The organism is Chitinophaga cymbidii (assembly GCF_007992715.1).
Taxonomy (GTDB): Bacteria; Bacteroidota; Bacteroidia; order Chitinophagales; family Chitinophagaceae; genus Chitinophaga; species Chitinophaga cymbidii.
Genome location: NZ_BKAU01000002.1, coordinates 808,255 through 834,993, shown reverse-complemented (window position 1 = coordinate 834,993; position 26,739 = coordinate 808,255). Strand labels below are relative to the sequence as shown.

At 52.5% G+C, this 26,739-nt stretch carries 19 protein-coding genes; 8 read left to right on the top strand and 11 right to left on the bottom strand.

The features are described from left to right. Window position 1 precedes the first annotated feature (1 nt). The 3 genes from CCY01nite_RS14560 to CCY01nite_RS14550 form a co-directional block, all read right to left on the bottom strand. Window positions 2-1,741: a RagB/SusD family nutrient uptake outer membrane protein gene (locus CCY01nite_RS14560; protein WP_146862960.1), complete on the bottom strand. Its 1,740-nt coding sequence runs from the start codon at window positions 1,739-1,741 to the stop codon at window positions 2-4. A gap of 10 nt (window positions 1,742-1,751) precedes the next feature. Beyond that, window positions 1,752-4,961 carry a SusC/RagA family TonB-linked outer membrane protein gene (locus CCY01nite_RS14555; RefSeq protein ID WP_186831063.1) on the bottom strand — a complete coding sequence of 1,070 codons (3,210 nt, stop codon included), beginning with the start codon at window positions 4,959-4,961 and terminating at the stop codon, window positions 1,752-1,754. A 76-nt stretch (window positions 4,962-5,037) separates the two neighbouring features. Then, window positions 5,038-5,889 carry an endonuclease/exonuclease/phosphatase family protein gene (locus CCY01nite_RS14550; protein ID WP_146862957.1) on the bottom strand — a complete coding sequence of 284 codons (852 nt, stop codon included), beginning with the start codon at window positions 5,887-5,889 and terminating at the stop codon, window positions 5,038-5,040. Window positions 5,890-6,265: 376 nt separating this feature from the next. Here CCY01nite_RS14550 and CCY01nite_RS14545 point away from each other — a divergent pair, with 376 nt between their 5' ends. After that, a complete protein-coding gene (locus tag CCY01nite_RS14545) occupies window positions 6,266-7,015 on the top strand; it encodes a DeoR/GlpR family DNA-binding transcription regulator (protein WP_146862954.1) in 750 nt (249 codons plus the stop codon). 35 nt (window positions 7,016-7,050) lie between these two features. Here the strand turns inward: CCY01nite_RS14545 and CCY01nite_RS14540 are convergent, their stop codons facing one another. Then, entirely contained in the window at window positions 7,051-8,418 is a 1,368-nt protein-coding gene (locus CCY01nite_RS14540) for a Gfo/Idh/MocA family protein (RefSeq protein WP_146862951.1), read from the bottom strand. Between the two features lie 22 nt (window positions 8,419-8,440). Beyond that, a complete protein-coding gene (locus tag CCY01nite_RS14535; protein ID WP_146862948.1) occupies window positions 8,441-9,310 on the bottom strand; it encodes a sugar phosphate isomerase/epimerase family protein in 870 nt (289 codons plus the stop codon). Window positions 9,311-9,426: 116 nt separating this feature from the next. Between CCY01nite_RS14535 and pyrF the strand changes: the two genes are divergently transcribed. Next, window positions 9,427-10,227, top strand: a complete 801-nt coding sequence (gene pyrF / locus CCY01nite_RS14530; protein ID WP_146862945.1) for an orotidine-5'-phosphate decarboxylase — start codon at window positions 9,427-9,429, stop codon at window positions 10,225-10,227. 46 nt (window positions 10,228-10,273) lie between these two features. Here the strand turns inward: pyrF and CCY01nite_RS14525 are convergent, their stop codons facing one another. Continuing rightward, window positions 10,274-10,702: a YciI family protein gene (locus CCY01nite_RS14525; RefSeq protein ID WP_146862942.1), complete on the bottom strand. Its 429-nt coding sequence runs from the start codon at window positions 10,700-10,702 to the stop codon at window positions 10,274-10,276. 93 nt (window positions 10,703-10,795) lie between these two features. Here CCY01nite_RS14525 and CCY01nite_RS14520 point away from each other — a divergent pair, with 93 nt between their 5' ends. Together CCY01nite_RS14520 and CCY01nite_RS14515 are read left to right on the top strand one after the other, a co-directional pair. Beyond that, entirely contained in the window at window positions 10,796-11,974 is a 1,179-nt protein-coding gene (locus tag CCY01nite_RS14520; protein ID WP_146862939.1) for an acyl-CoA dehydrogenase family protein, read from the top strand. Between the two features lie 71 nt (window positions 11,975-12,045). Continuing rightward, complete coding sequence (locus CCY01nite_RS14515) at window positions 12,046-13,044, top strand: FAD:protein FMN transferase (RefSeq protein ID WP_146862936.1); 999 nt, start codon at window positions 12,046-12,048, stop codon at window positions 13,042-13,044. Between the two features lie 109 nt (window positions 13,045-13,153). Here the strand turns inward: CCY01nite_RS14515 and CCY01nite_RS14510 are convergent, their stop codons facing one another. The 4 genes from CCY01nite_RS14510 to CCY01nite_RS14495 all read right to left on the bottom strand — a co-directional run bounded on the left by CCY01nite_RS14510 (window position 13,154) and on the right by CCY01nite_RS14495 (window position 16,710). Further along, window positions 13,154-13,774, bottom strand: a complete 621-nt coding sequence (locus CCY01nite_RS14510) for an outer membrane beta-barrel protein (protein WP_186831062.1) — start codon at window positions 13,772-13,774, stop codon at window positions 13,154-13,156. Window positions 13,775-13,800: 26 nt separating this feature from the next. Continuing rightward, window positions 13,801-14,439 (bottom strand): DUF4136 domain-containing protein, encoded by a 639-nt coding sequence (locus tag CCY01nite_RS14505; RefSeq protein WP_186831061.1) that lies wholly within the window; start codon window positions 14,437-14,439, stop codon window positions 13,801-13,803. 263 nt (window positions 14,440-14,702) lie between these two features. Next, window positions 14,703-15,323: an HAD family hydrolase gene (locus tag CCY01nite_RS14500; protein ID WP_146862927.1), complete on the bottom strand. Its 621-nt coding sequence runs from the start codon at window positions 15,321-15,323 to the stop codon at window positions 14,703-14,705. A 58-nt stretch (window positions 15,324-15,381) separates the two neighbouring features. Beyond that, on the bottom strand, window positions 15,382-16,710 hold the full coding sequence (locus tag CCY01nite_RS14495; RefSeq protein WP_146862924.1) for a DUF2130 domain-containing protein: 1,329 nt from the start codon (window positions 16,708-16,710) through the stop codon (window positions 15,382-15,384). A 1,242-nt stretch (window positions 16,711-17,952) separates the two neighbouring features. Here CCY01nite_RS14495 and CCY01nite_RS14490 point away from each other — a divergent pair. Genes CCY01nite_RS14490 through CCY01nite_RS14475 form a run of 4 tightly spaced genes read left to right on the top strand, consistent with a single transcriptional unit; the run spans window position 17,953 to window position 25,813 of the window. Next, the gene (locus CCY01nite_RS14490) at window positions 17,953-19,896 is read left to right on the top strand and encodes a glycoside hydrolase family 2 protein (protein WP_186831060.1); all 1,944 of its coding nucleotides are present in this window, start codon (window positions 17,953-17,955) and stop codon (window positions 19,894-19,896) included. A 12-nt stretch (window positions 19,897-19,908) separates the two neighbouring features. Further along, complete coding sequence (locus CCY01nite_RS14485; RefSeq protein ID WP_146862918.1) at window positions 19,909-21,108, top strand: glycoside hydrolase family 88 protein; 1,200 nt, start codon at window positions 19,909-19,911, stop codon at window positions 21,106-21,108. 8 nt (window positions 21,109-21,116) lie between these two features. Continuing rightward, a complete protein-coding gene (locus CCY01nite_RS14480) occupies window positions 21,117-23,081 on the top strand; it encodes a polysaccharide lyase family 8 super-sandwich domain-containing protein (protein ID WP_146862915.1) in 1,965 nt (654 codons plus the stop codon). After that, window positions 23,078-25,813: a DUF8487 domain-containing protein gene (locus CCY01nite_RS14475; protein WP_146862912.1), complete on the top strand. Its 2,736-nt coding sequence runs from the start codon at window positions 23,078-23,080 to the stop codon at window positions 25,811-25,813. The genes CCY01nite_RS14480 and CCY01nite_RS14475 overlap by 4 nt, the downstream gene beginning before the upstream one ends. Before the next feature lie 46 nt (window positions 25,814-25,859). Here CCY01nite_RS14475 and CCY01nite_RS14470 read toward each other — a convergent pair whose 3' ends face one another. Next, window positions 25,860-26,543 (bottom strand): hypothetical protein, encoded by a 684-nt coding sequence (locus CCY01nite_RS14470; protein ID WP_146862909.1) that lies wholly within the window; start codon window positions 26,541-26,543, stop codon window positions 25,860-25,862. Window positions 26,544-26,739: the final 196 nt, after the last annotated feature.

Below are 26,739 nucleotides of genomic sequence, written 5' to 3'. Positions count from 1 at the left end.
GTTATTGTTTCGGCCAGTTGTCGTTTTGTTCCAGTTTCGGGTTCAGCAGCAGCTCGCTGAGCGGCAGCGGGTACAGGTAGTCCTTATCTTCATCAAATGTTTTCTCCACGTTGGCATGTACGATGATCTTGCCTTTGTCGCCTTCGCTCAGCGCTTTGTCGGGCTGCAGCACGAAGTATTGCAGGCCGGGCGTGGAAGGGGAAGGTTTCGTATCCACCACCGCTATATCATCTTTTCCATCACCATCCAGGTCGTACGTACCTTTCGCGGGATAGTAAGCGCCGTAGAACACTTCTGCCAGCAGATGCCCTTCTTTCCACCGCATCAGGTCGTTGAACCGGAATCCTTCCATCGCCAGCTCTATGCGGCGTTCCCGGCGTACTTCCAGCACTACGGGATCTGTGGTGTGCTGGTATTGCGCGGTGAGGAAAGGATCGGCCGTCAGGCCGCTGACGGTGAGGCCCGGCATGTTCACCCTAGCCCGCAGGAGGTTGATGGAGCGGTCTGCTTCCGTCTGCGTGAGCTGTTGCAGTTCGGCCATGGCTTCGGCGTAGTTCAGCAATACTTCCGCGTAACGTATAATGGGAAGCGGCGTGTATGCTGCGGCGTCCTGGTCGGGCGTGGACACGAATTTTATATTCTGGTAACCGGTGAACGAGTTGGCATAGTCGGGCACCAGCGGCGTGGTAGCGCCGATGCGGGTGTAGCCCGGGGTGCGGATGGTCTGCGCCAGGCGCGGGTCCCTGTTCGCCACTTCTTCCCAAAAAGGCATGGTCGCAGAACCGGGCGTGGCGGAGAAACGGCTGCCGTCGCTCATCAGGTAAGATTCGATGAGTGATTTGGTAAGACCGGGATTGCCGCGCGTGGGCGAAGTGAAGATCTGGTTGGCGGCATGTGATTTATTCACGGCCAGGCCATACAGGCGGCTCAGGATAAATTCGTTGGTGTTGGGTGTTTGCGCGGCGAAAAGGTTCAGGTAAACATTCGCTGGATCGCCGGTAGCCACTTTATACGGACCGTCCGTCATCACTTCGTTCGCCGCATCCGCGGCTTCCTGCAGCAATGCGTCCGCGGAACCCTGCAGCTCAAACTCCGGGTGGTATTTGCGGAATGTTCCTTCAAAAAGGCAAACGCGGGACTTGAAAGCCAGCGCTGTCCATTTGCTGATGCGGGCCGGCGTTTTGGCGGAACGGAGGTTGGCCGCGGCAAAGTCCAGATCAGCGATGATGGAATCCACGATCAGGGTGCGGGGGTCTCGCGCTTTGTACAGCTCGGGACTGCCGGCGTTCAGCGATTTGCTGTACCAGGGCAGGTCCCCGAAGCGCGCCAGCTTCTCGAAATAGAACCAGGCGCGGAAAAAACGGGCCACACCGCCGTAGTGGTTCCTCGCTTCAGCGGGGATGGACGGCTTGTCGTACTGCTCCAGGAAATAATTGACGTTGTACAGCGCCGTCCACGTCCAGCCCGCGGAAGCGGCATCCGTGAACACCCTTCTTCTGCCGGTCACCACTTCATCGATAGCAGAAACATTCACATTATCACTGGAAAAATCCGCCGTAAAAATCCCGTCTCCCGGCAGACTTGCATAGAAGCTGTTGGTATATAATTCAAGGTCTTTTTCTGTATTGAAGAACAGTTGCGGGCTGATCTCGCTTTGCGGATAACGCTCCAGGAAATCCTTTTTGCAGGCCAGAAAACTGCATCCTGCTAATAGCAACAATAATATGGATCTGATTTGCATAACTACAGTTTTAAAAGTTCAGCTCAACACCAAAAGTGAATGTGCGCATGATCGGATATACGAAGCCGGCGCCGTTTGCGCGGGAAGCATCTACTTCATCGCTCAGCCCTTCCGGATCGAATGCTTTGGACAGTTTGGTCCATTCAAACAGGTTTTGCCCGGAGAAGAAAACCCTCGCCATCGCAATCTTCGCCCTGGTGGTAACCGCCTGCGGGATGGTATACCCAACGCTCAGGTTCTTCAGGCGCAGATATGCGGCATTTTGCAGGTAGCGCGTTTGCACGGCACCCAGCTCCCTGTCCGTTGAAAGCGCTTCGTATGCACGCAGGCGCGGGAAGTATGCATCCGGGTTTTCAGGCGTCCAGTAGTTGTTCTCGATGTGAGAATACACCGGCTGGTTCCAGCGGTTGTAGAAACCCCAGAACACCGCGGCTTCCGTGCCCGGCCAGAAATCTCTTTTACCGATGCCCTGCAGGAACACGTCCACAGAAAAATTATACCAGTTGAAACCCGCGCTCACACCGTATGCATAACGGGGCGTGGTATTCCCGATCTTGCGGAGGTCACCGGGATCGTCTACCGTATTCTTGCCGAAGTTGATCACGTTATCGCCGTTCGTGTCTTCAAACTTGATGTCACCCGCTTTGGGCAGGCCGGGGTACAGGTGTAACCTGGACTGGTCCGCATGTTTGGCGGATTCATCATCCGTTTTGAAAAATCCGAGCGTGGTGTAGCCCCATATCTCTCCTACTTCCATTCCTTCGTAGAAATCCGTCAGCAACCGGGAAGGGTTGTTGAAACGGGTGATGAAGGAACGGCTGTCTGACAGCACCACGGAAGCATGATAGCTGAAGGGCTTGCCGGCCAGCTGCAACTGGTCGTTCCATTTCAGCGACAGCTCCCAGCCTTTGGTGGACAGGTCCGCCGCGTTTTCGCGGGGCTCTGCCGTACCCAGCACCGCGGGCAATGTACGTCCCTTGGTGAGCATGTTCTTCGTCTGGCGGTCGTACCAGTCGAAACCGATGTTCAACCTGTTCTTCAGCAAAGCCATGTCAAAGCCCGCATTGAACGTGCTGGCGGTTTCCCAGGTGAGGTTGAAAGGCACGAGGTTCGGCGCGCGCACCGCCAGCGGCAGCTGTCCGTTCAGTTCCAGCAGGTCTGTTGCCGTGTACGGCGACATGGTGCTGATGTATGCGTAGTTGCCCACCAGCTGGTTACCCAGGGAGCCGTAGGAAGCTCTCAGCTTGAAGCTGCCGACCGTATTTTTTAACGGCTCGAAGAAAGGCTCGTTGGATACGACCCATCCTGCGGAAACGGAAGGGAAAAATCCAAAGCGGTCCTGCTTCGCGAAACGGGAAGTACCATCGTAGCGGCCGTTAAATTCCAGCAGGTATTTGTTGTCGTAATCATAGTTCAGGCGGCCGAAAATGCCTTGCAGCGCCCATTCCGACTTATCCGCATCCAGTGTGGTGATGCCGTTGGTGAGATTGATGGAGCCGAGGCTGGAAGTAATATTTTCATCTCTCCGCGCAATGAAGGAGCTGAGCTGGTTCAGCTCGCGGTTAAACCCTACGAGGCCCTTGAAGTGATGCTTGCCGAGCCGTTCTTCGTATTCCGCATACAGGTTGATGATGTGATGCGCGCGGTCTGCCGCGCCGGAGGAATAGTAATCCGGATTGGTGAAGTTCACGATGCTGTTCGGCCTGTTCTCGTACTTCAGGCGGAAATATTGAATATCGTCGCGGGTCTGCGTCAGGAAATAAGTGTAATCTCCGTTGAGGCGTAACCGGTTGTTAAGAAAGTTCGTGCGGAAGCCAACGGTGTTTTTGAACACCTGGTCTTTGTTCTTCGTGCGGCCTGCATCGTTCAGCTGGCCGAATACGGACATGCCCGCGATGGTATAATTACCGTTAGCGGTCTTGATGGCCTCGTACGGGTTTGCGTAGAGTGAAAGATAGCGGTACACGTTATATCCGCCGTCGCTCACGAATTTGTTGGGCGCGTCGTACAACCCCTGGTTGAATTCGATGTTATCGAACACCTGCAGCCATTCCCACACGCGGGTATCCACTTTCAGGCGGGAACTGATGCGCTCGTATTTATCTGTCGCCTGTTCAAAAATACCCTGCTGCTTTTCGTAGCCGAGGGACAGGTAATAGGACGTATTGTTTTTTGAGTTGGAGATGCTGATGTAATTTTTGGAGAAGGGCGCCTGGTCGCGGTAAAATTCATCGTACCAGTCTGTAGCGGCTCCCCTGATAAAGTTGCCGCTGGCGTCCACGCCAAGTTCGGGAAGCGAGGGGTCTGCTTTCCGCTGTTCCAGGTAGTCGATGATCGCCACCATGCCCGGAGCGTCCGTACCGGCGTAACCGCGGTAAGCCTCGTTCTGGATAGTGGCAGCTTTCAGCGGGTCTGTGACCACGCTGGGAATACCAATGGGCTTGCCGAACCCGAAGTTATTGGTATAACGCACCAGCGGCCTTCCTTCCTTGCCTCTTTTGGTGGTCACCAGTATGACGCCGAAAGCCGCGCGGGCGCCATAAATGGCGGCGGACGCCGCATCTTTCAGTACGGTCACGCTTTCCACATCTTCCGGGTTGATGAGGTTGATCTCTCCTGGTGTACCATCAATGAGGATCAGTGGCGCGCCGCCGTTGATGGACGTAAAGCCGCGGATATTGAAGGTGCCGCCCCTGTTCAGCTGCCCGTCCCCGAAGGAAATGTTCAGGTTGGGAATAGCGCCCTGCAAGCCCTGCGCAATGTTTACGATGGGGCGGTTCTTGAATACTTCTTCGCCGACCTGCGCTACCGAGCCGGTCACTTTTGTTTTCGACTGGGTGCCGTAGCCCACCACCACCACGTCTTTCAGTGTTTGTGCGTCCGGCGCCAACCGTATGTTCAGTTCTTTGCGGCCGCCGATCTCCAGCTCCTGTGTGGTGTAACCCACAAAGCTGATGACAAGCGTGCCGCCGTTATCCGGAACAGCGAGCGTGAACTTGCCGTTGGCGTCTGTAGCCGTGCCGGTTTGTGTGCCCTTTAAGCGGATCTGCGCGCCTGGCAGCGGCGTTCCGTTTTCGCCATCGGTGACCTGGCCCCGGAGCACTCCGTTCTGAGCCTGCTGTACAACCGTTGCCGCCACCGGGCTTCCGGCGGAGGACTGGAATGTGAGACATACCAGCAAGCTAACTGCGCCTGCGATAAAGCGCGGTCTTGCAGCCATTGTAGTCATAGTTATAAGAGATCTTCTTTGCATATTCCCGAAGGTTTAATTTTCTGAACAATAAAAGGATGCCTGCTTATTTTAGAATGATGTCTGTTACAATTGGAAAATGATCGGAAGCCAGGGAATTGATCACTTTGCTGTTGGAAAAGCTCAGGTCCCCGCTGCCTAAAATGTAATCGATGCGGATGGTAGGATTGTTCGATTTAAAAGTGAAAGCGTTCTGCTTACCGGCAAATGCATCTTTCATGCCTTCGCTGATGTGCGTAATCGCCGGGTTCTCCGGCACTGCGTTCATATCTCCGCAAAGTATTTTGGTACCGGTGCGCTCCGCCATCCATTGCCGCAGCTGTGTGGCTTGTGACGACAGGCTGGCGGGGTCCGTGTCCAGGTGCGTGATGTAAAACAGGAACGGCTTTTCATTCACCGTTACTTTGGCTTCGAGCAAACCGTGATAGTGCGTGCTGTAGGCGTCGTAGATCCGTGCATTCAATTGCTCCAGCGGATATTTGCTCAGGATGGCATGGCCGAACTCGCGGGGCTTGTTACCGGAAGCAGGTATGGCCGCTTTCCAGGTAGTTTTCTGAAACAGGTATTGCATCTTCAGTTCATCCGCCAGGTATTGCAGCTGGTCTTCATACTGACTGCGGGGATCATAGTGGCGGTCCACTTCGTTCAACACCACTACGTCCGCCTTGCTGCCTTTGATCACTTCCGCGATCCTCGGCAGGCTGAGGATGCCGTCGGTGCCGGTGGCCCAGTGAATATTGTAAGACATGATCCGGAGCGTTGGCTGTTCCGCGGGCGGCGGTTCCTCCTGTTCACCGGAGGTGCCCTTTGTGCAGGCGCTTGTAGTTCCTAACAGCAGAAAGGCGCACATAGAGAATGTTGAGATCCTGCGTACAAGGCTGGTGTTGAGAAAACCCATTGTGATGTGTTTATTGCTGGTTGAAAAGGTTGATCTGACAGTTGCGTATTTTGCTAAATCTTGCTGTTATGTGAACAAATATAAAAGCATAAAAACGCAAAAAGCAAATTTCAATGCGCTTTTTTTCAAAAAAAATCCGCAAATAAACACATTAAATAAAATAACATTTATGATTCAAAAGGCTTATTTCGATACGATATTCTCGTAGTTATTGATATTTATTTCATAAAACTGGCATTATTTCATCATTATTGGAAAATGGTAACAAAAGCTTAATTTCGCACCGGGGTAATTATGCGGGTTTATACAGCTTTCAATACAAAAACGCATAAAACCGCAAAACTGCATCCCCCGAAATGATTTAAAGCAACCTGATATGATTAAAGAAGAACGCCACAAGCTGATCATGCGGGAAATCAACCTGCATAACAAAGTATTATCCAACGACCTCAGCGCATTGATGGGCGTTTCCGAGGATACCGTGCGCCGCGATCTGAAAGAACTGGTGGAGGAAGGGCAGGTTATCAAAGTACATGGCGGCGCCATCAGCAAATCCCTCGCTACGCCGTTCATGAAAGACAGCACGGTGTACGCGCAGGAATCCAAGCAGCTGATCGCCGGAAAAACATTATCGCTGATCAAAAAAGATATGGTCGTGTTAACGGAAGGCGGCACCACCATGCTGGAATTTGCAAGAGCCATTCCCGATCATGTGACCGTTACTTTCTTTACCATCAGCCCGCAGGTAGCCATCATGCTATCAGAAAAAAGCAACCTGGAGGTGATCACCATCGGCGGCAAGCTCTGCAAGAATGCCAACCTCCACACGGGCTCCAGCGTGATCAACCAGCTGTCCGAGATCCGCGCCGATCTCTGCCTGCTCGGCGCCAACGGCTTTTCTGTGGAAGACGGGCTGACGGACGTGGACTGGGAAATTGTACAGGTAAAGAAAGCCATTGTGCGTTCGGCGAGGAAAACGGCGGTGCTGTGCATCAGCGAAAAGCTCAACAGCAGCCGGCGGCTTAAAATATGCGACCTGAACCAGGTGGATTACCTGGTGACTGAACTTTCGCCGGAGCATCCGCTCATGTCGTCCTACAAAAACGAAAGCCTGACCGTACTGTAACGGCCAGGCTGCTTCGTTTATAATAGTCAGTCTTTCTACAGTGTAAACACCTTGCCCCCTACCATCACGTCCTGCTTCTCTTCATCAAAGGTGGCTTTCATACCAGAGCGGTATGCGGCGGTGCCCATGATCAGCGCAATGGAGTGCGAGTAAGCCGCTTCTATCGGCGCGTTCGTTTTCACATCCTGTTTGCGCACACATTCCATCCAGTTACGTACATGCGCGTCCGTTGTTTCGTCGCCGCCGGTATTGGCGCTGGTTTCTACTTTCGCGGCTTCGGCGGAAAGGTCCATGCTCGGGAGCAGGTTGGCCTTCATGCCCATGGCCTTTGCTTCATTTTCGCGCAGGCCGCCGGTGGGAGAAATTTTGTTGGTGCTCATGTCTATCATGCCGCCGTTGGAGAAGTACAGTTCTTTGGTGCCGCCCGCGGAGTTATGGAAGCGGGAGCTGTACACTACCTGGAAGCCGGTGGACGGGTCGTTGGACGGACCGTAATCGAATACTGCGGTCAGCGTGTCCGCATTGGTGCGGCCGTCTTTCCACTGGTAGATGCCGCCGTTGGCGACGGCGCTGCGCGGATGCTTCAGGCCGGAGAACCAGTGCACGGTATCGATCTGGTGCGTCATCCACTGGCCGAAGATGCCGGAGGAATAAGGCCAGAAGAGGCGGTATTCAAGATATTTGCGCGGGTCCCAGTTATCTTTCGGACGGCTGCAGAGGAAGCGGTTCCAGTCCACATCAGACTCCCGGATGTCCTTCACCAGTTCCGGCCTGCGCCAGCGTCCCGGCTGGTTTACATTCCAGGTCATCTCCACCATCGTAATGGGACCGAACTTGCCGGCCTGTACGAATTTGGCGGCCTCATGATAGGTAGCGCCGCTGCGGCGTTGCGTACCCACCTGGAACACCTTGCCGGATTCCTTCACCGCTTTGAGCGCGTTGCGCGCGTCTTCCATCGTTTCCGCGAAAGGCTTTTCGCAATACACATCCTTTTTGTTCTTCACCGCTTCAATGGTATGGAAAGCATGCTGGAAGTCGGCCGTAGCGATCATCACCGCGTCCAGGTCTTTGATACGGTACAGTTCATCGTTATTGACGCAGGCCTTCACGGAATGCCCCATTTTTTTCGAGAGGGTTTTCTGCCCTTCTTCGCGGCGGCGGTTCCAGATATCAGATACCGCCACGATATCGAAGTTCAGCTTATCCTTGTGGTTGAGAAAGCAGGGCATCAATGCCTGTCTGAAGCGATCGGAAAAACCCACTACACCAACATTCACACGATCGTTCGCCCCAATGATGCGGCCATAGCTGCTTGCAGGCATTCCCATTGCACTGAGCGCAATGCCCGCGCCTCCCATCATGGATAATTTCAGGAATTCGCGGCGGTTCTTTTTGTCTGTCATTTTTAGTATGTTTTTATTTTAGTTATTTGATGTTGTAAGCGGTGACCAGCTGCCGCTGCAGGTAATCATGCGCGGACCTGCACTCGTCTTTCAGGCTTGTCCACCTACATTCGATGGTGATGCGCCCTTTGTAGCCCACTTTCTTCAGGGCTTTCAGGTAGGGTACGAAGTCATCTTGCGTTTTTCCCGGCGCGGTGCGCCCCTGCTTTTCGGCGATGTGGCAATGCACGAGGTATGGCGCTGCTTCAATGATGGCGTCCGGACTTTCATTCTCCATTTTCATATGATAGATGTCCGCCGTGATCCGGAAATTGGGATGATCTACCGCTTTCACGATCTCTGTTACGATGGACAGGCGGTTGATGAAATTGTCTTCCGTGCTGTTCAGGTTTTCGATGGCGATGATGCGGTCGTACCGTTTCGCCACTTCCGCCATTTTCCGCGAGATGGCGATCAGCTCTTTCTTCGCCTGCGCGGGATCTTGTCCATCCAGCAGCCTGCGGGACCCCGAGCTGCCGAATACGATGATCTTCACGCCTGCTTCCTGCGCGCGCTGCATGAGGGAGTCCACAAACCCGAGGATCACTTTTTCGTTGGCCTCCGGTCCCGTCAGCCGGATGCTGCCCGGCAAAAAGAGATTACAGGAAGGAACATCCAGTTTCATTCCCTGTATTTTTTTCAGTTGCTTCCGGTACGTGGTTTCTTCCACGGAAGGCGCCAGCAGCTTGCGGGCCGATTCTTCGATGTAGTCGAAGCCCGCCGCAGCCAGTAAACTATCGTTGTCAAACGAAGTGGCTACTCCTAACGCCGGCAACCCGCCCTCCTGTGCATTCGATTGCAAAAAGAGGGCTTGTGTACCTAGGAATAGCAGGATAAAGATGTAATTTTTCATTGGGACACTGTTTTTCTATAATCGTGGTGAGGGAAAAATTAAGAACTTAATTCCGAAAATCAAAATCAGGTTTTGATAAAAATGCCGGAAATTCGCCGTGAATTGACAATCAAACTATGAACAGACAGGAATTGGTGCATCTTATCCGGGAGCGGAAATCTTATCTATGTATAGGGCTCGACACGGATATTCACAAAATCCCCAAACATCTTCTATCCCATCCCGACCCGATCTTTGCTTTCAACAAAGCGATCATTGACGCCACGAAGGACCTTTGCGTGGCCTACAAGATCAACACGGCTTTTTATGAATGCCAGGGCATACGGGGTTGGGAGAGCCTTCAGCGTACGGTGGAGTATATTCCGAAAGACATCTTCACGATCGCGGACGCCAAGCGCGGCGACATCGGCAATACATCCACTTATTATGCCAAAACGTTCTTCGAAACCTACGGATTTGATTCCGTGACCGTGGCGCCTTACATGGGGCGTGACAGCGTGGAGCCTTTCCTGGGCTTTTCTGAAAAATGGGCGATCGTGCTGGGATTGACTTCCAATGCGGGCGCGCAGGACTTCCAGCTGCAAAAGACGGGCGATGAATACCTGTATGAAAAAGTATTGAAGACCACCGCGGCCTGGGGCACGCCGGAGAACATGATGTTCGTGGTGGGCGCCACACAGGCGGATTCCGTAGCGGCCATCCGTCAGCTGGTGCCGGACCATTTCTTCCTGGTGCCCGGCGTGGGCGCACAGGGCGGCAGCCTGCAGGCGATCACGGAAAAAGGGATGAACAAGGATGTGGGATTGCTGGTGAATGCCAGCCGCGCCGTGATATATGCGGGGAATGATGAGAATTTTGCGGAGGATGCGCGTAATGCTGCCCTGCAATATCAGCAGGAAATGGCGGGATATCTGTAGAAAGAATTTTGTAAGATAGCAAGAGGAAGCTGCAAGGCTTCCTTTTTTATTGGAACAAACAGTTCTTCGTCGTCCACCACGGCTCGATCTCAAAATCCAGCCGGCCGGTCATCACCGCCGTATCGTTCTTCACCAGCTCGGCCACTTCCGCACTGTCCTTACAATCCATAATAAAAATACCCTGCAGCTCCCCGTCCCCGCCAAACGGGCCGGCCAGCACCATTTTACCCTGCGATGCGAGGCGTTGTACATTGCGGATGTGCTTTTTCCGGATCATCGCTTCCGCCACCGTATCCTCTCCCCGGTAGGGGCCTTTTTTCAGGAAAACCATCCAGTATTGTTTGATTTCGGTGGCAGGGATGGAATCCGCTGCGGCGGCCGGAGCGGCAGCATTCGGAAAATTTTTTGGAGAGAAGGTGGCGATCACAAATGTCAGGAACACCGCCAGTAGTAGTACAGGCAACAGTTTAGCCATAAACGCAGATTTGCAGGCACAAGGTAGCAACTTTACGCTAATTCCGTAAATTAGGTTCTGATATTGTGGTACTTAGCAACAAAAATCTTTTCCATGCAGCAGGACCTGTTTCAATCGCCCGATTATTTTTTGATAGATGAACTGTTGACGGCAGAGCACAAGATGGTCCGTGAAGCAGTGCGGCAATGGGTGAAAAGCGAGATCTCCCCGATCATTGACGACCACTGCCAGCGGGCGGTCTTCCCCTCCCACATCCTCAAAGGCCTCGGCGCGCTGGGCTGCTTCGGGCCTACCATTCCCGCGGAAGCGGGCGGCGGCGGGCTGGATTATCTTGCTTACGGCCTGATGATGCAGGAGCTGGAGCGCGGGGACAGTGGCATACGCTCCACCGCGTCCGTACAGGGGTCGCTGGTGATGCATCCGATCTATACTTTTGGCAGCGACGAACAAAAACGCCGCTTCCTGCCCAGGATGGCAACAGGTGAAATAATGGGTTGTTTTGGGCTCACGGAGCCGGACTTCGGTTCCAATCCTGCGGGGTTGCTGACTTACTTTGAAGAAGATGGCGATGATATTTTACTGAACGGCGCCAAGATGTGGATATCCAACGCGCCTTTCGCGGATATTGCGCTGGTGTGGGCCAAAGATCCGGAAGGGAAGATCCGCGGGGTGATCGTGGAGCGCGGCATGGAGGGTTTCTCCACCCCGGAAACCAAAGGCAAGTGGAGCCTGCGCGCCAGCGCAACGGGCGAGCTGGTGCTGGACAATGTACGCATTCCCAAAACCAATATACTGCCCGGCGCACGTGGACTGAAAGCGCCGCTCTCCTGCCTGTCATCCGCCCGGTACGGCATCGCCTGGGGCGCCATCGGCGCGGCGATGGACTGTTACGATACGGCACTACGGTATGCGAAAGAGCGCGTGCAATTCGACCGGCCCATTGCGGGATTCCAGCTGATACAGAAAAAGCTCGCGGAGATGATCACGGAGATCACCAAGGCCCAGCTGATGAACTGGCGGCTCGGCGTGCTGCGCAACGAAGGCAAGGCCACCGCGGAACAGATATCCATGGCTAAACGCAACGCCTGTGAAACGGCCCTGCACATCGCGCGGGAAGCACGGCAGATACTCGGCGCCATGGGAATTTCCGGCGAATACCCCATCATGCGGCACATGATGAACCTCGAAAGCGTGATCACCTACGAAGGTACACATGAAGTGCACCTGCTCATTACGGGGATGGATATTACCGGGCTAAATGCATTTTCCTGATGTTTCCGCTTACGCAGGAAGCACATCCCGCAAGGCGTGCATTTTCCTGATCGTTTTATTATTTTGCGGATATGAAAGGGCTTTTATCCTGCATGATCCTGTGCATTTCTGTCACCGCCTCCGCGCAACAGCTTGTCACCCTCCAGGGCAAAGCGCAGGGCACCTACTACATCATCAAGTACATTTCCACCGGCCAACCGGTTTCCCTGCAGGCGGACGTAGAGGATATCTTCCGGGATATCGACCGCTCCATGTCCCTCTACATACCCAATTCCCTCATCAACCGTTTCAACAAAGGCCCGAAAGTGGTGATGGACGATCATATGCGCACGGTAGTAAAAAAAGCGCAGGAAGTGAGCAAGCTCACCAACGGCCTGTTCGATATTACCGTAAAGCCGTTGGTGGACCTTTGGGGATTCGGCGTCATACGGCACAACAACGGCCGCCCTTCCCCGGAAGCGATCAGGCGCACGATGCGCGTGGTGGGTTATCAGCACCTCACGCTGCGCGCAAAATATCTTATCAAGAAAAAAGAAGGAGTGGAAATAGATTGTAACGGTATTGCACAAGGCTTCACGTCCGACGTGCTCGGCCGTTTCCTGCAATCACGCGGCATCCGGAATTTCCTGGTAGACGTTGGCGGGGAGCTGGTCGCTTCCGGCCTGAACGTGCAGGGCCAGCCCTGGAGCGTGGGTATTGAACGCCCGCCGGCAGCAGACAGCACCGGCGAACCGGTACAGGCCATCCTCCGTTTGAAGGACCGCGCCATTGCTACCAGCGGCAACTACCGCCGTTTCTTCGATGAAGGCGGCACAAGGTTCGCGCATACCATCGACCCGCGCACTGGCGAAGCCCTTCACAACAACATCATTGCCGTTACCGTCACCGCGCCGGACGCTATTACCGCTGATGCATACGACAATGCGCTGATCCTGCTGGGGGTGGAAAAAGGTTTACAGTTTGTGGAAGAACATGCAAAACTGGGCCTGGAGGTTTACTACATTTACAAGGAAACGAACGGCCGCATCAGTGAAAAATATTCTCCCGGTTTCTTCCCGCAAAACAAATGAGGCCGGCATTTTCAGCCGGCCCCGCCATTCGCACTTGTTCCGTTTTTAATGGTTTACCTGGTATGGAAATTCAGCTCCATACCCGCCTGTAAGTGTTACGTTCAATGGTTTACTGGATATGGAACTTCAATCCTATATTCGCCTGTAAGGTGTTAAAATTGCTGATCTCCTGGAATTTGTAGGCAGCGTAGTTGTACTGCACATTGGCATTGAACATCACCGGTGAATACTTCCCGAAGGGCACATTCACGCCCAGTTCGGGGCTTACCTGGAATGCCCACTTGTTACGCTTTTCCACAAATTCGCCCCAGTATTTCTCATAGCTCATGCTCGCCACGCCAATGCCCAGCCCCGCATAAGGGATCACCCTTGCTTCAGGCGCGGCGAAGTTGTACTGCGCGGCCGCGAGGATGGGGATCGTTTGCAGGGTGCGCGTCTGCACCGCGGAGATATCTTCTCCCTTACCGGGATAAACAGCGCGTGGCACTCTTTCATAAAAATCGGCAAAGCCTGCTTTCACACCCAGGCTGAGCCGGTCGTTCAGCGAATACTGGAAACCGGCGTTCCATCCGCGGAAGCTGGTTCCCTCGGCATAGTCGCTCAATGAGCCGAAAGGCTGCGTGATCGAATAATTCAGCTGGAAGGATACGGGCGGGCGGCTTTGCGCAAAAGCGGTATGTACGCCGAGCGTGCCGGCCAGTATCAATATCATTACTTTAATACTTTTCATCTTCATTCATTTTTAACTTTGACCAATCAGTTGGCGGATGTTTTCAGATAAGCGCTCTGATCGAAAACGGCTTTGACCATCGTATCGATATTGTCGCTGTTCCATACGCCGGTACCGCGCAGCATGGCGTTCCACACCGCTGTGAGCTGGTTATCGTCTTTCGCCGTTTTCAGGTCCAGCATATCTATCGCAACCGACTTTTCATTATACTGGAATACGGAATAATACGGCGGGAAGTAATAATTCCAACCGGGGTATCCCCAGTATCCGGGGTCCCAGTAACCGGGCCATCCGGACCAATAACCGGGTGCATACCCGATGGAAGTGCTGGTGGTATTGATACGGGAAACATTCACCGCGAGGTCCGGGTCAGCATTTCTGTCCACTTCCGCATATCCATTTGCGGTAAGGTTGGCTTTGATGCTGGCCAGCAGTTTTGCATCATATTGCGTCAATTCCTTTGTGGCGTCGCGGTTGCTGATCACCGCTACGGAATCCACGATGCTGAATGTTTTATAAGAAGAAAAATCAACCTGCTCATCATAGTTGGTGACATAGATGCGGGATTCTTCCGCTGTCATGTCGTTGAGCGGGTCCTTCCTGCAGCTGCTGATCAACAGGGCGCCAACGGCAATCATACTTAACAACAATCCTGTCCTTTTCATATGCATTTGAATTTTATATACGGGGTAATAACGTGGCCGGCAATGCGGTCTTCCTTACTTCCTCCAAATTTCGCACCACACCGTCATTATATCGGCCGTTCTAATATTCAACGGAATAGACACGGGAATGTTACTGCCGGTTTACAGCAAAAACGTTAAAATCAGCATAAAGAAATGTTAAAAGCAAAACCGCCGTAGTGGCGGTTTTGCATGGGGATTTTTAAGTATATATTCTCGAATCTGAATATGAAAAATGAATCGTATCAATTCAATATTCCGCGTTGCAGCAGTTCTTCTTCCAGCTGCGCGGATGTTTGAAAATGGATGGTTTCGATGCCCATTTCTTCCGCGGCTTTCACATTCCGGATATTGTCATCGATGAAAATGGTACTGTCCTTATCGATCGCATAACGGTCGAGCAGCAGCTGGTAGAAATCAGGATAAGGTTTGCGGAGCTTTTCCTTTCCGGATACCACGATCCCGTCGAACCACTGCAGCCAGTCATATTCCATCAGTGCGATCGGGAATGTTTCGTTGGACCAGTTGGTGAGGGCATACAGCTTGTATTTTCCGGATGCCTTCAATTGTTCCAGCAGGGTTACGGTTGCCGCGATAGGCCCGCCCAGCATCTCTTTCCAGCGGCCATAAAATGCCCTGATCTGCGCTTCAAAGGCGGGATGCTGCTGCACCAGCAGCTCCGTTCCTTCCGCCAGGCTGCGGCCTGCGTCCTGCTCTTCATTCCAGTCTGATGTGCAGACGTGTTCCAGGAAATGTTCTGTTTCTTCCGGCGTAGCGAATACTTTATTGTAGAGATAACGCGGATTCCAGTCAACAAGCACAGCTCCGAGATCAAAAATGATAGATTGATAGGTGCGGTCTTTCATATCTATAAATATATACTGGCAGATTTAACCTTGCAAGGATTTATATAGAAAAATTTTGTTAAATGTCATCTGGATCGGGTTTCCCGTTGGGTGGCGGGGACAGCAATGCTTCCGCGGCATCATCCAGTAATTGAAGATCTACCGAATCATTACCGGCGATGCCTTCGATGGAGCCCTTGATGTGGGCGGCGTTGAGCAATACTTTTTCAAGCTGTTTCTCCCGGGCTTTCCACAACTTTTCCATTGCTTCGCGTTCGCGCTGGATGGATGTTTTCATGGCGCGGAAGCCTTCACGGATGGCGCTCCACTGTTCTGCAAATTCGCTGCTGGTGAGGTAATGATAGAGGAGGTGCATTTTATCTCCTTTATTCTCCTGGCTTTTGGCGGAATTGAAGACTTTCAGCACGGCGTCCCGCAGCACATAGGCGAGGCTCTTTACTTCTGAAAAAGTGCAGACCCAAACACCGTCGCGTTCCCCGAACCGCTCCATGTCCCGCGGCATGGCCTGCGTAACGAGGATGGCCACCTCCGCGCCCTGGCTGCGCATGTCCGCCTTCAGCTTTTCGATCCAGTCCTTCGAAAAATCTTTTGTGCGTTTGCTTTCATAAATGATCTTGCCGCATTCCTGCCCGAACTGGTTGCGCACGGTTTGAATGCAGTCCGCTCCCCGTATGCCTTTGCCCACTTCGGAGATGGCATCGAAGGGGAATGTGCTGCGCAGCATTTCTTCGAGGGCCAGTTCCTGTACTTCGCCCTGCAGCTGCATGGAACCCTGTTCCGCTTTGCGGCGCATCTCTTCCGCGAGCTTGCGCTGGTCTTCCAGCTGCTTTTCCAGTTCTTTCTGGCGCAGCTGGTATTCGGTTTCCCGCACGGAGGTGCGTTCCGCCTCTTCCCGGCGGATCTGTTCCATCAGCTGGTTACGTTCCTGGAGCATCCGTTTCTGCAGGTCTATTTCCAGTTCCTGCTCGCGGTTGGCCAGCTCCTGCGCCTTGCGGAGGAAGTCCAGCTCCTGCTGCCGCGCGGCCCGGAGCTTCTCTTCATTTTCCCGCTGCGCGTCCTGCAGCAGGCGGATGCGGTTCTCGAAATCCGCCGTTACGTCCTTGCGGATATTGTCGGTCAGGCTTTCCTGCAGCCTGGCTTTCTCCTGCTGCAGGCGGCGGTCCAGCTCTTCGTCCTGCCGCTGGCGTTCCTGCAACACCTGTTGTTTTTCAGCGGCCACCTGCTGCCGCAGCTGGGCCATTTCATTCTTTTCCGCCTGCAGGGTTTCCATTCTCTTTCTCCATTCGGCTTCCATTTTGCCGCGCATTTCCTTTTCTATATCGGCCGCGAACGCTTCTTCCATAACGAATGGATGCTTGCAATTCGGACAAGTGATCGAAGTTGCCATAATGAATGATTTAGCCAGCTAATTTCTACGTGCTGTACGCAATGTATATACGCTGGGAAATGTAAAGGTATGAGATTTTTCAGGGTAGATGAAACATTCTGTTAGTAAAGCTTTGCGGGGATTCCGGAATATTTTGATAATGAGGGCCCTTGCCGGTGACGGGTTTGAAAATATAAAAATCCGTTTTTATGTAGATGGATGAAAAAATGTTTGTAAAACGAAGAAATTCTATCGTCGGACCGATATAATCTCGCTGTTTTTTTCAGGTGATCCGATGGGCCGGTGATAATTTTGTAACAAGCAAAATGATAATATTTAAATCAATACGGCCAATTTTTTTGTGGGCATTTTGGTTAAACTGAGGAATTCAGCACAATGCGACTGTATCCTGCAGGGTAATCGCTTTAGAAAAAGGACCAGCTATTCCTGGCAGGACCTTCACTTTTGATAACTAACGAAATTTTGGGTAACAAACTTTCATTTCATTCCCAACGGACTTGCTATTCCTGGCGGGTTCCTGTTTGTTGACCTGGAGGGAGTGGGTGGCGAAGTGTTGGGGATGTTGGTTAAAGCGAGCGAGTAGCGGAGTATTCGGGAAGTTGGTTAAAGCGAGCGAGTGGCGGAGTATTCGGGAAGTTGGTTAAAGCGAGCGAGTGGCGGAGTGTCAGGAAATATTGGCCAGAAGCGAGCGAGTAGCCAGGCATTGCAGTTTGTTGACCCGGAGCGAAACATTTGTTTGGTTCCGAAGTGCCGGGTGTTTGCCCTGACGGAAACATATGTTCGTTATCCCAGAGAGGGGAATGTTTGTTGCCCCGATAATTTTCTTTAATCAAGTGTAGTACTTAAACCCTTAGAGATCACAACAACAAACCTGCCATTCCTGGCAGGTTTAAAACAAGTACGTTATCCTGGACATTATATAATAGCATTCTTTTTTCGACCGGACCTGCCATTCCTGGCAGGTCTACTCTCACGACCGCATTGTCAGCGATCATAATATTATCCATCAGTTCCACAAGAATTTCCATTTTAACCCTATCCCCCCTGCATTAATATTGCACATTCAAGCATTCTTCAACAAAAAATTCCCACGTATGAAGGATATCCACGTTCCAGATACGGGAAAACTTTTTCCTGTTACATACTGCCACGCGGAAACTATCTGCCCTTCTTTTACTATATGCTGACGAAATAATGAACTGATACCATATGAACATAAAAGCAATCACAATACTTCTACTGTTGATAAGCACACAGGTTGCCGGGCAAACAAACCCCCGGCACCAGATTTCCCTCAACGGCCAATGGCGCTTCTCCCCGGACCCACAAAGCTCCGGGGCGCCATCCGGCTGGCAGTCCGGCCTCAACGCCAAAGCCGTGGAAGTAACCGTGCCGCACACCTGGAACGTCATGAAAGGATATGAGGATTATGCTGGCCTCGCCTGGTACGAAAAGAAATTCCATGCCGAAGCGGACTGGAAAGACAAGCACGTCAGGATCAGGTTCGCCGCCGTATATCACGACGCCGTGATATACCTCAACGGCCAGAAAGCCGGAGAACACCACCACTCGGGGTACACCACTTTCTACACCGATATATCCGACAAGATCCGCTACGGCCAGGAAAACACGCTGGTCGTTTCCGTCAACAACGCCTATTCCGAACAGAACCTGCCCTGGAAAAGGGTTTTCGACTGGCCCAACGACGGCGGCATCATACGCGATGTGGACCTGATCGTTTCCGGCAAACCCTCCCTCCGCTACATTCACGTCACGCCGGAGATCAACTTCACCGACACCTCCGCCCGCACAAAGATCGCCATCCGCCTCTGGGAAGAAAAAGTAACGAAAACGGATTTCCACATCACTATCCGCGAAAAGAAATCCGGCAAGGCCGTCTTCTCCGAAAAGCGCAGCCTGCGCAAACAGGGGGATGTTTTTAATACTTCCATCGACCTGAAAAAAATACATCTCTGGCATTTTTCCGATCCCTTCCTCTACCAGGTAGAAGTGAAAACCTCCGGCGACCAGCAAACAACGCAAACCGGCTTCCGGAAAATTGTGCTGGACGGAAAGAAACTACTCGTCAACAACGAGCCGGTGCGCCTGCCCGGCATTGAATACATGCCTTCCAGCCACCCGGACTATGGCAGCGCGGAACCCGCATGGGTAATGGATTCCGTGGTGAACATGATGAAAGACCTCAACGTGGTGATCACCCGCTTTCACTGGCAGATCGATGAGCACCTGCTCGATATGATGGACGAAAAAGGCATCCTCGTACAGGAAGAGATCCCCTGGTGGCAACAACCCGGAAAGCTCACGCCGGAACTGAAAGCAACCGCAAAACAGCAGCTGACGGAAATGATCGAACGGGATTACAACCATCCCTGCATCTTCGCCTGGGGCATCAGCAACGAAGTTTTCAGCACAGACAGCGAACAGTACCATGAACTGAAAGCACACGTGCGCTCGCTGGACGATACCCGCATGGCCAACGTAGTGTCCAACGAAACATTCAAACGAAAAGAGAAAGACGAATCTCTGATCGGCGACCTCCCTACCTGGAACGAATACATCGGCACCTGGTTCGGCAACGATATGCACGAGCTGCCGGAATACTTTAAAACAATTGAAAGCTTCCTTGGCGACCGCCCCCTCCTCATCACCGAAAACGGCCTCTGCGAGCCGCGTTTCCCCGGCGGGGACCTCAGCCGCGTGCGAGACATGATCTACCACTACGGCGAATGGGCGAAACGCGATTACATCGTCGGCTGTATTTATTTCAGCCTGAACGATTACCGCACACAGCGCGGCGAAGACGGCGCGGCCAACCTGAAAGCGCGCATTCACGGCATCACGGACCTGTACTTTAACAAAAAGCCCTCCTATTACGTGTACAAACAACTGGCCTCACCAGTGGAGATCACGCTGGTAGAGAAAATTTCAGATACGCGGATAAAGGTCACGCTGACAAACAAAAACAGCCTGCCGTCCTACACATTGAGAAATTACCAGATCAGCTGGAAAACAACGAATGGCGCAGCGGCCACGAAAACATTTCCGGTGATGCAACCCGGAGAAAAAATAACGATAGAACTGGATGATATGCAAAAGCGCTTTGCGTTCGAGATCATGTCGCCCGGCGGCTATCATGTAACCGGTTATCCTGTCGGCATAAAATAAAAATAGCGATATATGAAAGGTATTGTTTCCCTGTTTCTTTTTTTGGCAGGATGGTTGAATACGGACCAGCATTTACAGCAATCTGTGCAGCAATATAAATATCTGATGCAGCATGTTCCGCCGGATCAGCTGCCGAGGACGTATGAAAAAGGACAGCTGCTTTCCACGAGCCCCTACGGCTGGATCAGCGGTTTCTATCCCGGTACGCTGCTGTACCTGTACGAATTTTCCGGCGACACCGCGCTCTGGAATGAAGCGGCGAAGAAACTCGCGATCATGGAGAAACTACAGACCGTTACAGCGAACCACGACCTGGGCTTCATGATGTATTGCAGCTTCGGGAATGCTTACCGGCTGAAGCCCGACGAACATACAAAAGACATCCTGGTACAGTCGGCAAAGTCCCTCGCCACCAGGTTCTACCCCAAAACCGCATGCATCAAGTCATGGGACCGCGTGAAATCGCTGGACGGCAAAAGGATGCTCGAATTCCCGGTGATCATCGACAATATGATGAACCTCGAACTGCTTTTCTTCGCTTCGCGCGTCACCGGCGACCCTTCCTTCAAAAACATCGCCGTCACACACGCCAATACAACGATAAAAAACCACCTGCGGCCGGATTATAGCTGCTATCACGTGGTGAACTATGATCCAGAAACCGGCAAGCCCCTCAGCAAGGAAACCCAGCAAGGCTTCTCCGACAATTCTGCCTGGTCGCGCGGGCAAGCCTGGGGCATCTACGGTTTCACGATGGTTTACCGCGAAACAAAAGATAAAAAATACCTGCGGGTAGCGCAGAAGATGGCCGACTTCTTCATCCATCATCCGAACCTGCCGGCGGACAAAATACCTTATTGGGATTTCAACGTGGGTCAGCCCGGGTATACGCCTTTGTGGAACTTCGATCCGGCGCGCTACAACCCTGTGCCGCGCGACGCATCCGCCGCGGCCATCACTGCTTCGGCGCTCATCGAGCTGTCCGGGTACGTAGGTGGTAAAAAAGGCAAAGAATATCTCAATACCGCCGAAGCCATGCTGCAATCCTTATCCTCCCCGCGATACAGCGCAAAGGTAGGTGAAAACGGCGGCTTCCTGTTGATGCACAGCTCCGGCGGCGTGCCAGGGAACGTGGAAGTGGACGTACCGCTCAGCTACGCGGATTATTATTACACCGAAGCACTGATGCGGTATCGCGCGCTTAAAAAATAAACGGACGGATGAGGATCGCAACGCTTTTATGTTTACAGTTCTTCCTGCTGCTCTCCGCGCACGGCCAGGCGGACACCCTGCTGAACCGCTACAAGGCCTACCTGCTCCGCACGGAACCGCTGCTTGAAACGAGTTGGGCCGCCACGCTCAATGCCAACGGGCAGTGGCCGGACATCAACTACGAAAATAAAGACCTGGCCGGATGGAAAATCTCCAGCCACCTCGTCAGAATCCGGCAAATGGCGCTGGACTGGGCCCATCCCGCATCACCCTCCTATCACGATCAAAAGTTGTGGCGGCAGATCAACAGCGCGCTGGACCACTGGCTGCAACACCGCTACCAAAGTGCAAACTGGTGGCACAACGAAATAGGTGTGCCCAGGCAGATGCGCGATATCATCCTGCTGCTCCGCGATCAGCTTTCCCCCGACCGCCTGCGGCTGTCCCTCGAAATACTGGATCAATTCCTCATCCGCGAAGATTTCGTTGGAGGCAACCTGATCTGGTGCGCGGACCTGGGCATGCACTACGGTGCATTGACCGGCGATGAAGCACTGATCAAACGCTGCCGCGACTGGATGGTGAAAGAGATCGCCATCACCACCGGGGAAGGCGTGCAGCCGGATTACAGCTTTCACCAGCATGGCAAGCGTTTACAGATGTATCAATATGGTAAAGCCTTCGTCACGGAAAGCATGCGGATCGCGTGGCAATGCCGGGGAACGGCGTGGGCATTCCCCGATCCGCAACTGGATGTACTGGCCGATTTCGTGCTGAAAGGCTGGCAGTGGATGGCAAGAGGAATATATACCGTGCCCGGAACGATGGACCGCTCCGCTTCGCGGAAAGGCGAGCTGAAAAGCGCGGACCTGCGCACGCTCATTCCCTTCATGATGGAATTGCGGCCGGATAAAGCAGCCGCCTTCCGGGAGATGGAAAAAGTGGAGAACGGAAAAGCGCAGCTGACCGGCTTCCGTTATTATCCGTATTCCGATTTCGCCGCTTTCCACCGCCCCGGATTCAGCTTTTTCCTGAAAACAATTTCCGCACGAACGTATACAACGGAATCCATCAACAAGGAAAACCTCAAAGGCAAGCTGTTGCACAGCGGCGACGCATACCTGATCAGGAACGGTAACGAATACACGGACTTGTTGCCGTTGTGGGACTGGACGGCCCTGCCCGGCGTAACGATGTTCAAAGGCGCGCACCAGATTGAGCGGAAACCGTTTGTGGGAAGTGCGGGGGATGAACGGTCCGGCTTGTCGGCGATGGATTATGTGCTGAAAGACTCAACCGCAACACAAACACTTTCCTCCCGCAAGTTCTGGGCTTGTCATCATGATGTGGTGATCGCCCTGATCGCGGACCTGCAAGGGAAAGACGCATGGACGGCGCTTGACCAGTGCCGCTGGCAGGGCGATGTAACGGTCAACCGCCCCGGCAATGTGCTGAAAGCCGGCAGGCATGCTTTCCTGCACCTGAAATGGATACATCACGCGGGATTTGCCTACATCCCGCTGCAACCGGTTTCTTTCAACATCCGCCTGGAAAAGGTGACCGGCAACTGGACGACCATCAACGCCTCCGAAACTCCGCAGCAATTAACAGAAAAGATATTTACACCCGTCATGATCCACGACCGGCCCGCCACCGGATATGCGTTGGCATTATGCGAAACACCGGCACAGGCTGCGGCGCTTGCCGATCATCCGGCCTGGAAGGTATTGCGGAATGACCGGGATTGCCAGGCCGTACGGTTTGATGACGGTGCGCTGATGATCGCTTTTTATGCAGCCGGCGCCGTAAAAGGATATGTAGAAGCGGACCAGCCCTGCCTTGTGATGCTGAAAGATGGCATGCTGTATGCGAGCGACCCTACACATAAGGGCATTACCGTGAATATAAAGACCGGTCATGAAACATTCCGTCTGACCTTACCGGCGGACGGAACAACCATCGTTAGAAAATGAAAACAAGATTGATCATCGGTTGTCTGTTCGTTTGCCTGCAGGCGGCCGCGCAAAGAGAACAACTATCATTGGCCGGCGCCTGGAGCCTCCGGCTGGATAGCGCGGGGAAAGGACTTTTACATAACTGGCAGGACAGCAGCTTTTCGGAAACCGTGCAACTACCCGGCTCGCTGGAAGAAAATAAAAAAGGCGTATTTGTACAGCAACCTTCTACATCCGGCCTGAACCAGACATTCAAATACATTGGCGCCGCATGGTATCAGCAGGAAGTAAACATCCCCGCATCCTGGGCGGGCAAGCGTACCAAGCTGTTCCTCGAACGGACGAAAGTAACGCAGGTATGGATCGACGATCAGCACATCGGGCGAAGCACATTGCTTTCCGCCCCGCAAACCTATGACCTCGGTGAAAAGCTGACACCCGGCAAACACAGAATCACGGTGATGGTGGACAACTCCCCGAAGCTGGTGTCCGTCGGTGGCTCCCATGCATTGAGCGAGCATACGCAAACCAACTGGAACGGCATCATCGGGAAAATGTACCTCGAAGCGGCGAATCCCCTGCAAATAGCCGGGATACGCATCACACCGGATGTTACAAACAAAACTGCCCATGTGCAGCTTCATTTAAAAAACCATCATCCATCCACCCAAAAAATAACGGTCGCCTTACAGGTTCCTGCGCTGCAACGGTCAGTCCGGTTGAACGTTCAGCTCAAAAGCCGTGATACGGTGTTGCAGCTTGTTTGTCCACTTGGCAACAAAGCGCAGTTGTGGAGCGAATACACGCCGGTAGTTTACGAACTGAAAATTGATCTGCTGAACAAAAAACGTATCATCGACAGCCGGTCCGCCTCCTGCGGCCTGCGGGAGTTTAAACCCTCCGGCACCCGATTCACCATCAACAATACTATCACCTTCCTCCGCGGAAAAAATGACGGATGCATTTTTCCGTTGACAGGATACCCGTCCACAGACACCGCCGCATGGCGCCGACTGTACCGGATCGCCAAAACATACGGCATCAATCATTACCGTTTTCATTCGTACACGCCACCGGAGGCCGCTTTTGAAGCCGCCGACCACGAAGGCATCTATATCCAATGCGAGCTGCCGAACTGGGCCAGCTTCACCAGCAAAGACACTTTCCACACCGGTTTCCAGTTCCGCGAAGGCAAAGCGATCCTGGACGCCTACGGCAACCATCCTTCTTTTGTGATGTTCACGCTCGGCAACGAGCTGGAAGGCGAAAGACCAATCCACGAGAAAATGGTACGCGACCTACGCGCGCATGACGGGCGGCCGTTGTACGCAATCGGCACCAACGCCTTCTTCGCAGATCCGAAGCCCGGCGCCACCGACGATTTCTGGGTGACCATGCGCACAGGGAAAGAAACACCCGGCAGGGAGTATGATGTAAGAGGCTCTTTTGCTACCACGGAAGACAGCAGCAACGGCATTCTCAACACCATGCCCCCCTCCACCCGCCGCAATTTTTCATCCGCCCTGAAAGGCGTGCAACTGCCCGTCATCGGCCACGAAACCGGGCAATACCAGGTATATCCCGATTACAGCGAAATTCCCCAATATACCGGCGTACTACGCCCGCTGAACTTTGAAATATTCAGAAAGCGCTTGCAGGATGCCGGTATGGGAGATCAGGCGATGGATTTCATGAAAGCCTCCGGGAAACTGACGGCGCTGCTGTACCGCGAAGAAATAGAAATGGTGTTCAGAACACCCGGAATGGCGGGGTTCCAGCTGCTGGACCTGCAGGATTTCCCGGGACAGGGCACCGCGCTGGTGGGCTTGCTCAACGTTTTTATGGAAAGCAAGGGATTGATCGCTCCCGAGGCATTCCGCCGTTTCAACAACGATGTGGTCCTGCAACTGCTGATGGACAAATACACATGGACGAACAACGAAACCTTCACGGCGGACGTGCAGCTCATAAACTACAGTCCACAGCAACTTACAGACAAACACATCAGCTGGCATATCATCAACGCCTCAACGAAGCAGGAATTATCTGCCGGAAAAGGCAATGTCCTGTTCCCGCTGCAAGGCATCCCCCGGTCCACAAAACTGCTGGTGCAACTGAAAATGCCCGGCACCGGCTACTCCGCGGAATATCCGCTATGGGTCTATCCCGCGAATGCAGATACTGTTTCCTCATCCGTAAAGATCGCTACCGCACTCGATGATAATACTATTGAAACATTGAACAAAGGCGGTAAAGTGCTGCTGTTCCCCGATCACGATGCTGTGAAAAGCAAATCAGTATCGCCGCAGTTCATCTCCGAATTCTGGAACTGGCTCGTTTTCAAAAATGGCGCGGAAAGAAGCAAAAGGCCGGTGTCCGCCGGCACGCTCGGCATTCTCACCAATCCCAAACATCCGCTGTTTTCCAGCTTTCCTACAGACTTCCATACCAACTGGCAATGGTGGTCTATCACCAAAAATACCCGCCCCCTGATCCTCGATAAAACGGATAAGGACTACCGCCCTATCGTGCAGGTGGTCGATAACATCGACAGAAACCATAAGCTCGGAATGATATTCGAGTTCAAAGTGGGCAGGGGCAGCCTGCTCGTTTGTATGGCCAACCTCCGCGCCATCTCCGGCCAGCCGGAAGCGCGCCAGCTTTATGCGAGTATTTTGCGGTATATGGAATCGGAAAAATTTCATCCGGAAAAAATGATCAGCTCTGAAGAGTTAAAAACGTTGTTGTAATGACAGTACGATTATCACACAAGTTGTAACGAATATTTGCATACATTTACATCGTCTTAAATTTATTACTTCGCTTTGCAAGTATTATCATAAGAGCAATAGATCCAATTTGAAAAATGGCATTCAGCATATAGTTGTAGGCCCAGTTTTTTAAGATCTTCGGTATCAGGTCCATCAGCGCGTACATCGAGAAGGTAATAAAGGCAAAGGCTAAAGTGATTAAGATAGCGGTAGCGGCTCTTTGTGGAATTGTGTCCCTCCTGTTTGAAAGAAGGATCATCGGAATTAAAATTATTCCTACAATTGCAAAAAGCCCGCTTGAAGCAATAAAAAATAAAAATTCATTTCTCATGGAAACATTTGCCGCAATATTTGTAGTATTAGTTATAATAGGTGGTGTAGCCGTACTGTTTGCCGATTTTGGCCCTCCTCCTAACAACCTCCCCAAAAAGCTGAACAAATTGAAATAGGAAGGCTCTTTGAATGCAATTCTATTTCTCATGGAAAAGGCTTCTGCCCGTCCGGCAGAATCAGTTTTTTCGTTTGTAATGATCTTCGTTAATCTATCCAGTAACTCTACTTTTCTGTTCATCCGGTAGTAATAAGAAAAACCGAGAATATCATTCGTTGTATAAACGGCCAATAAGATAACCAGTATCACCGCCATCCTTTGCGGCAACGTACGTCTATGATCTGTAAACCATGACGCAAGTGTATCGATATAACTCATTAATGTCGGGTTATAATTGAGATATTCAAACAATAAGGTCATCCGGAAGCGATTGCAACCAGAACAATAATTTATATATCGGGAAGGGGCAACGAAAAACGATATTAGCAAATTCAGATAACATCGCCAAAACTCATTTGCGATGTTATTATTTCCAAATAAAAAAAGAAGCCACCCTTTTGCAAAGTGACTTCTT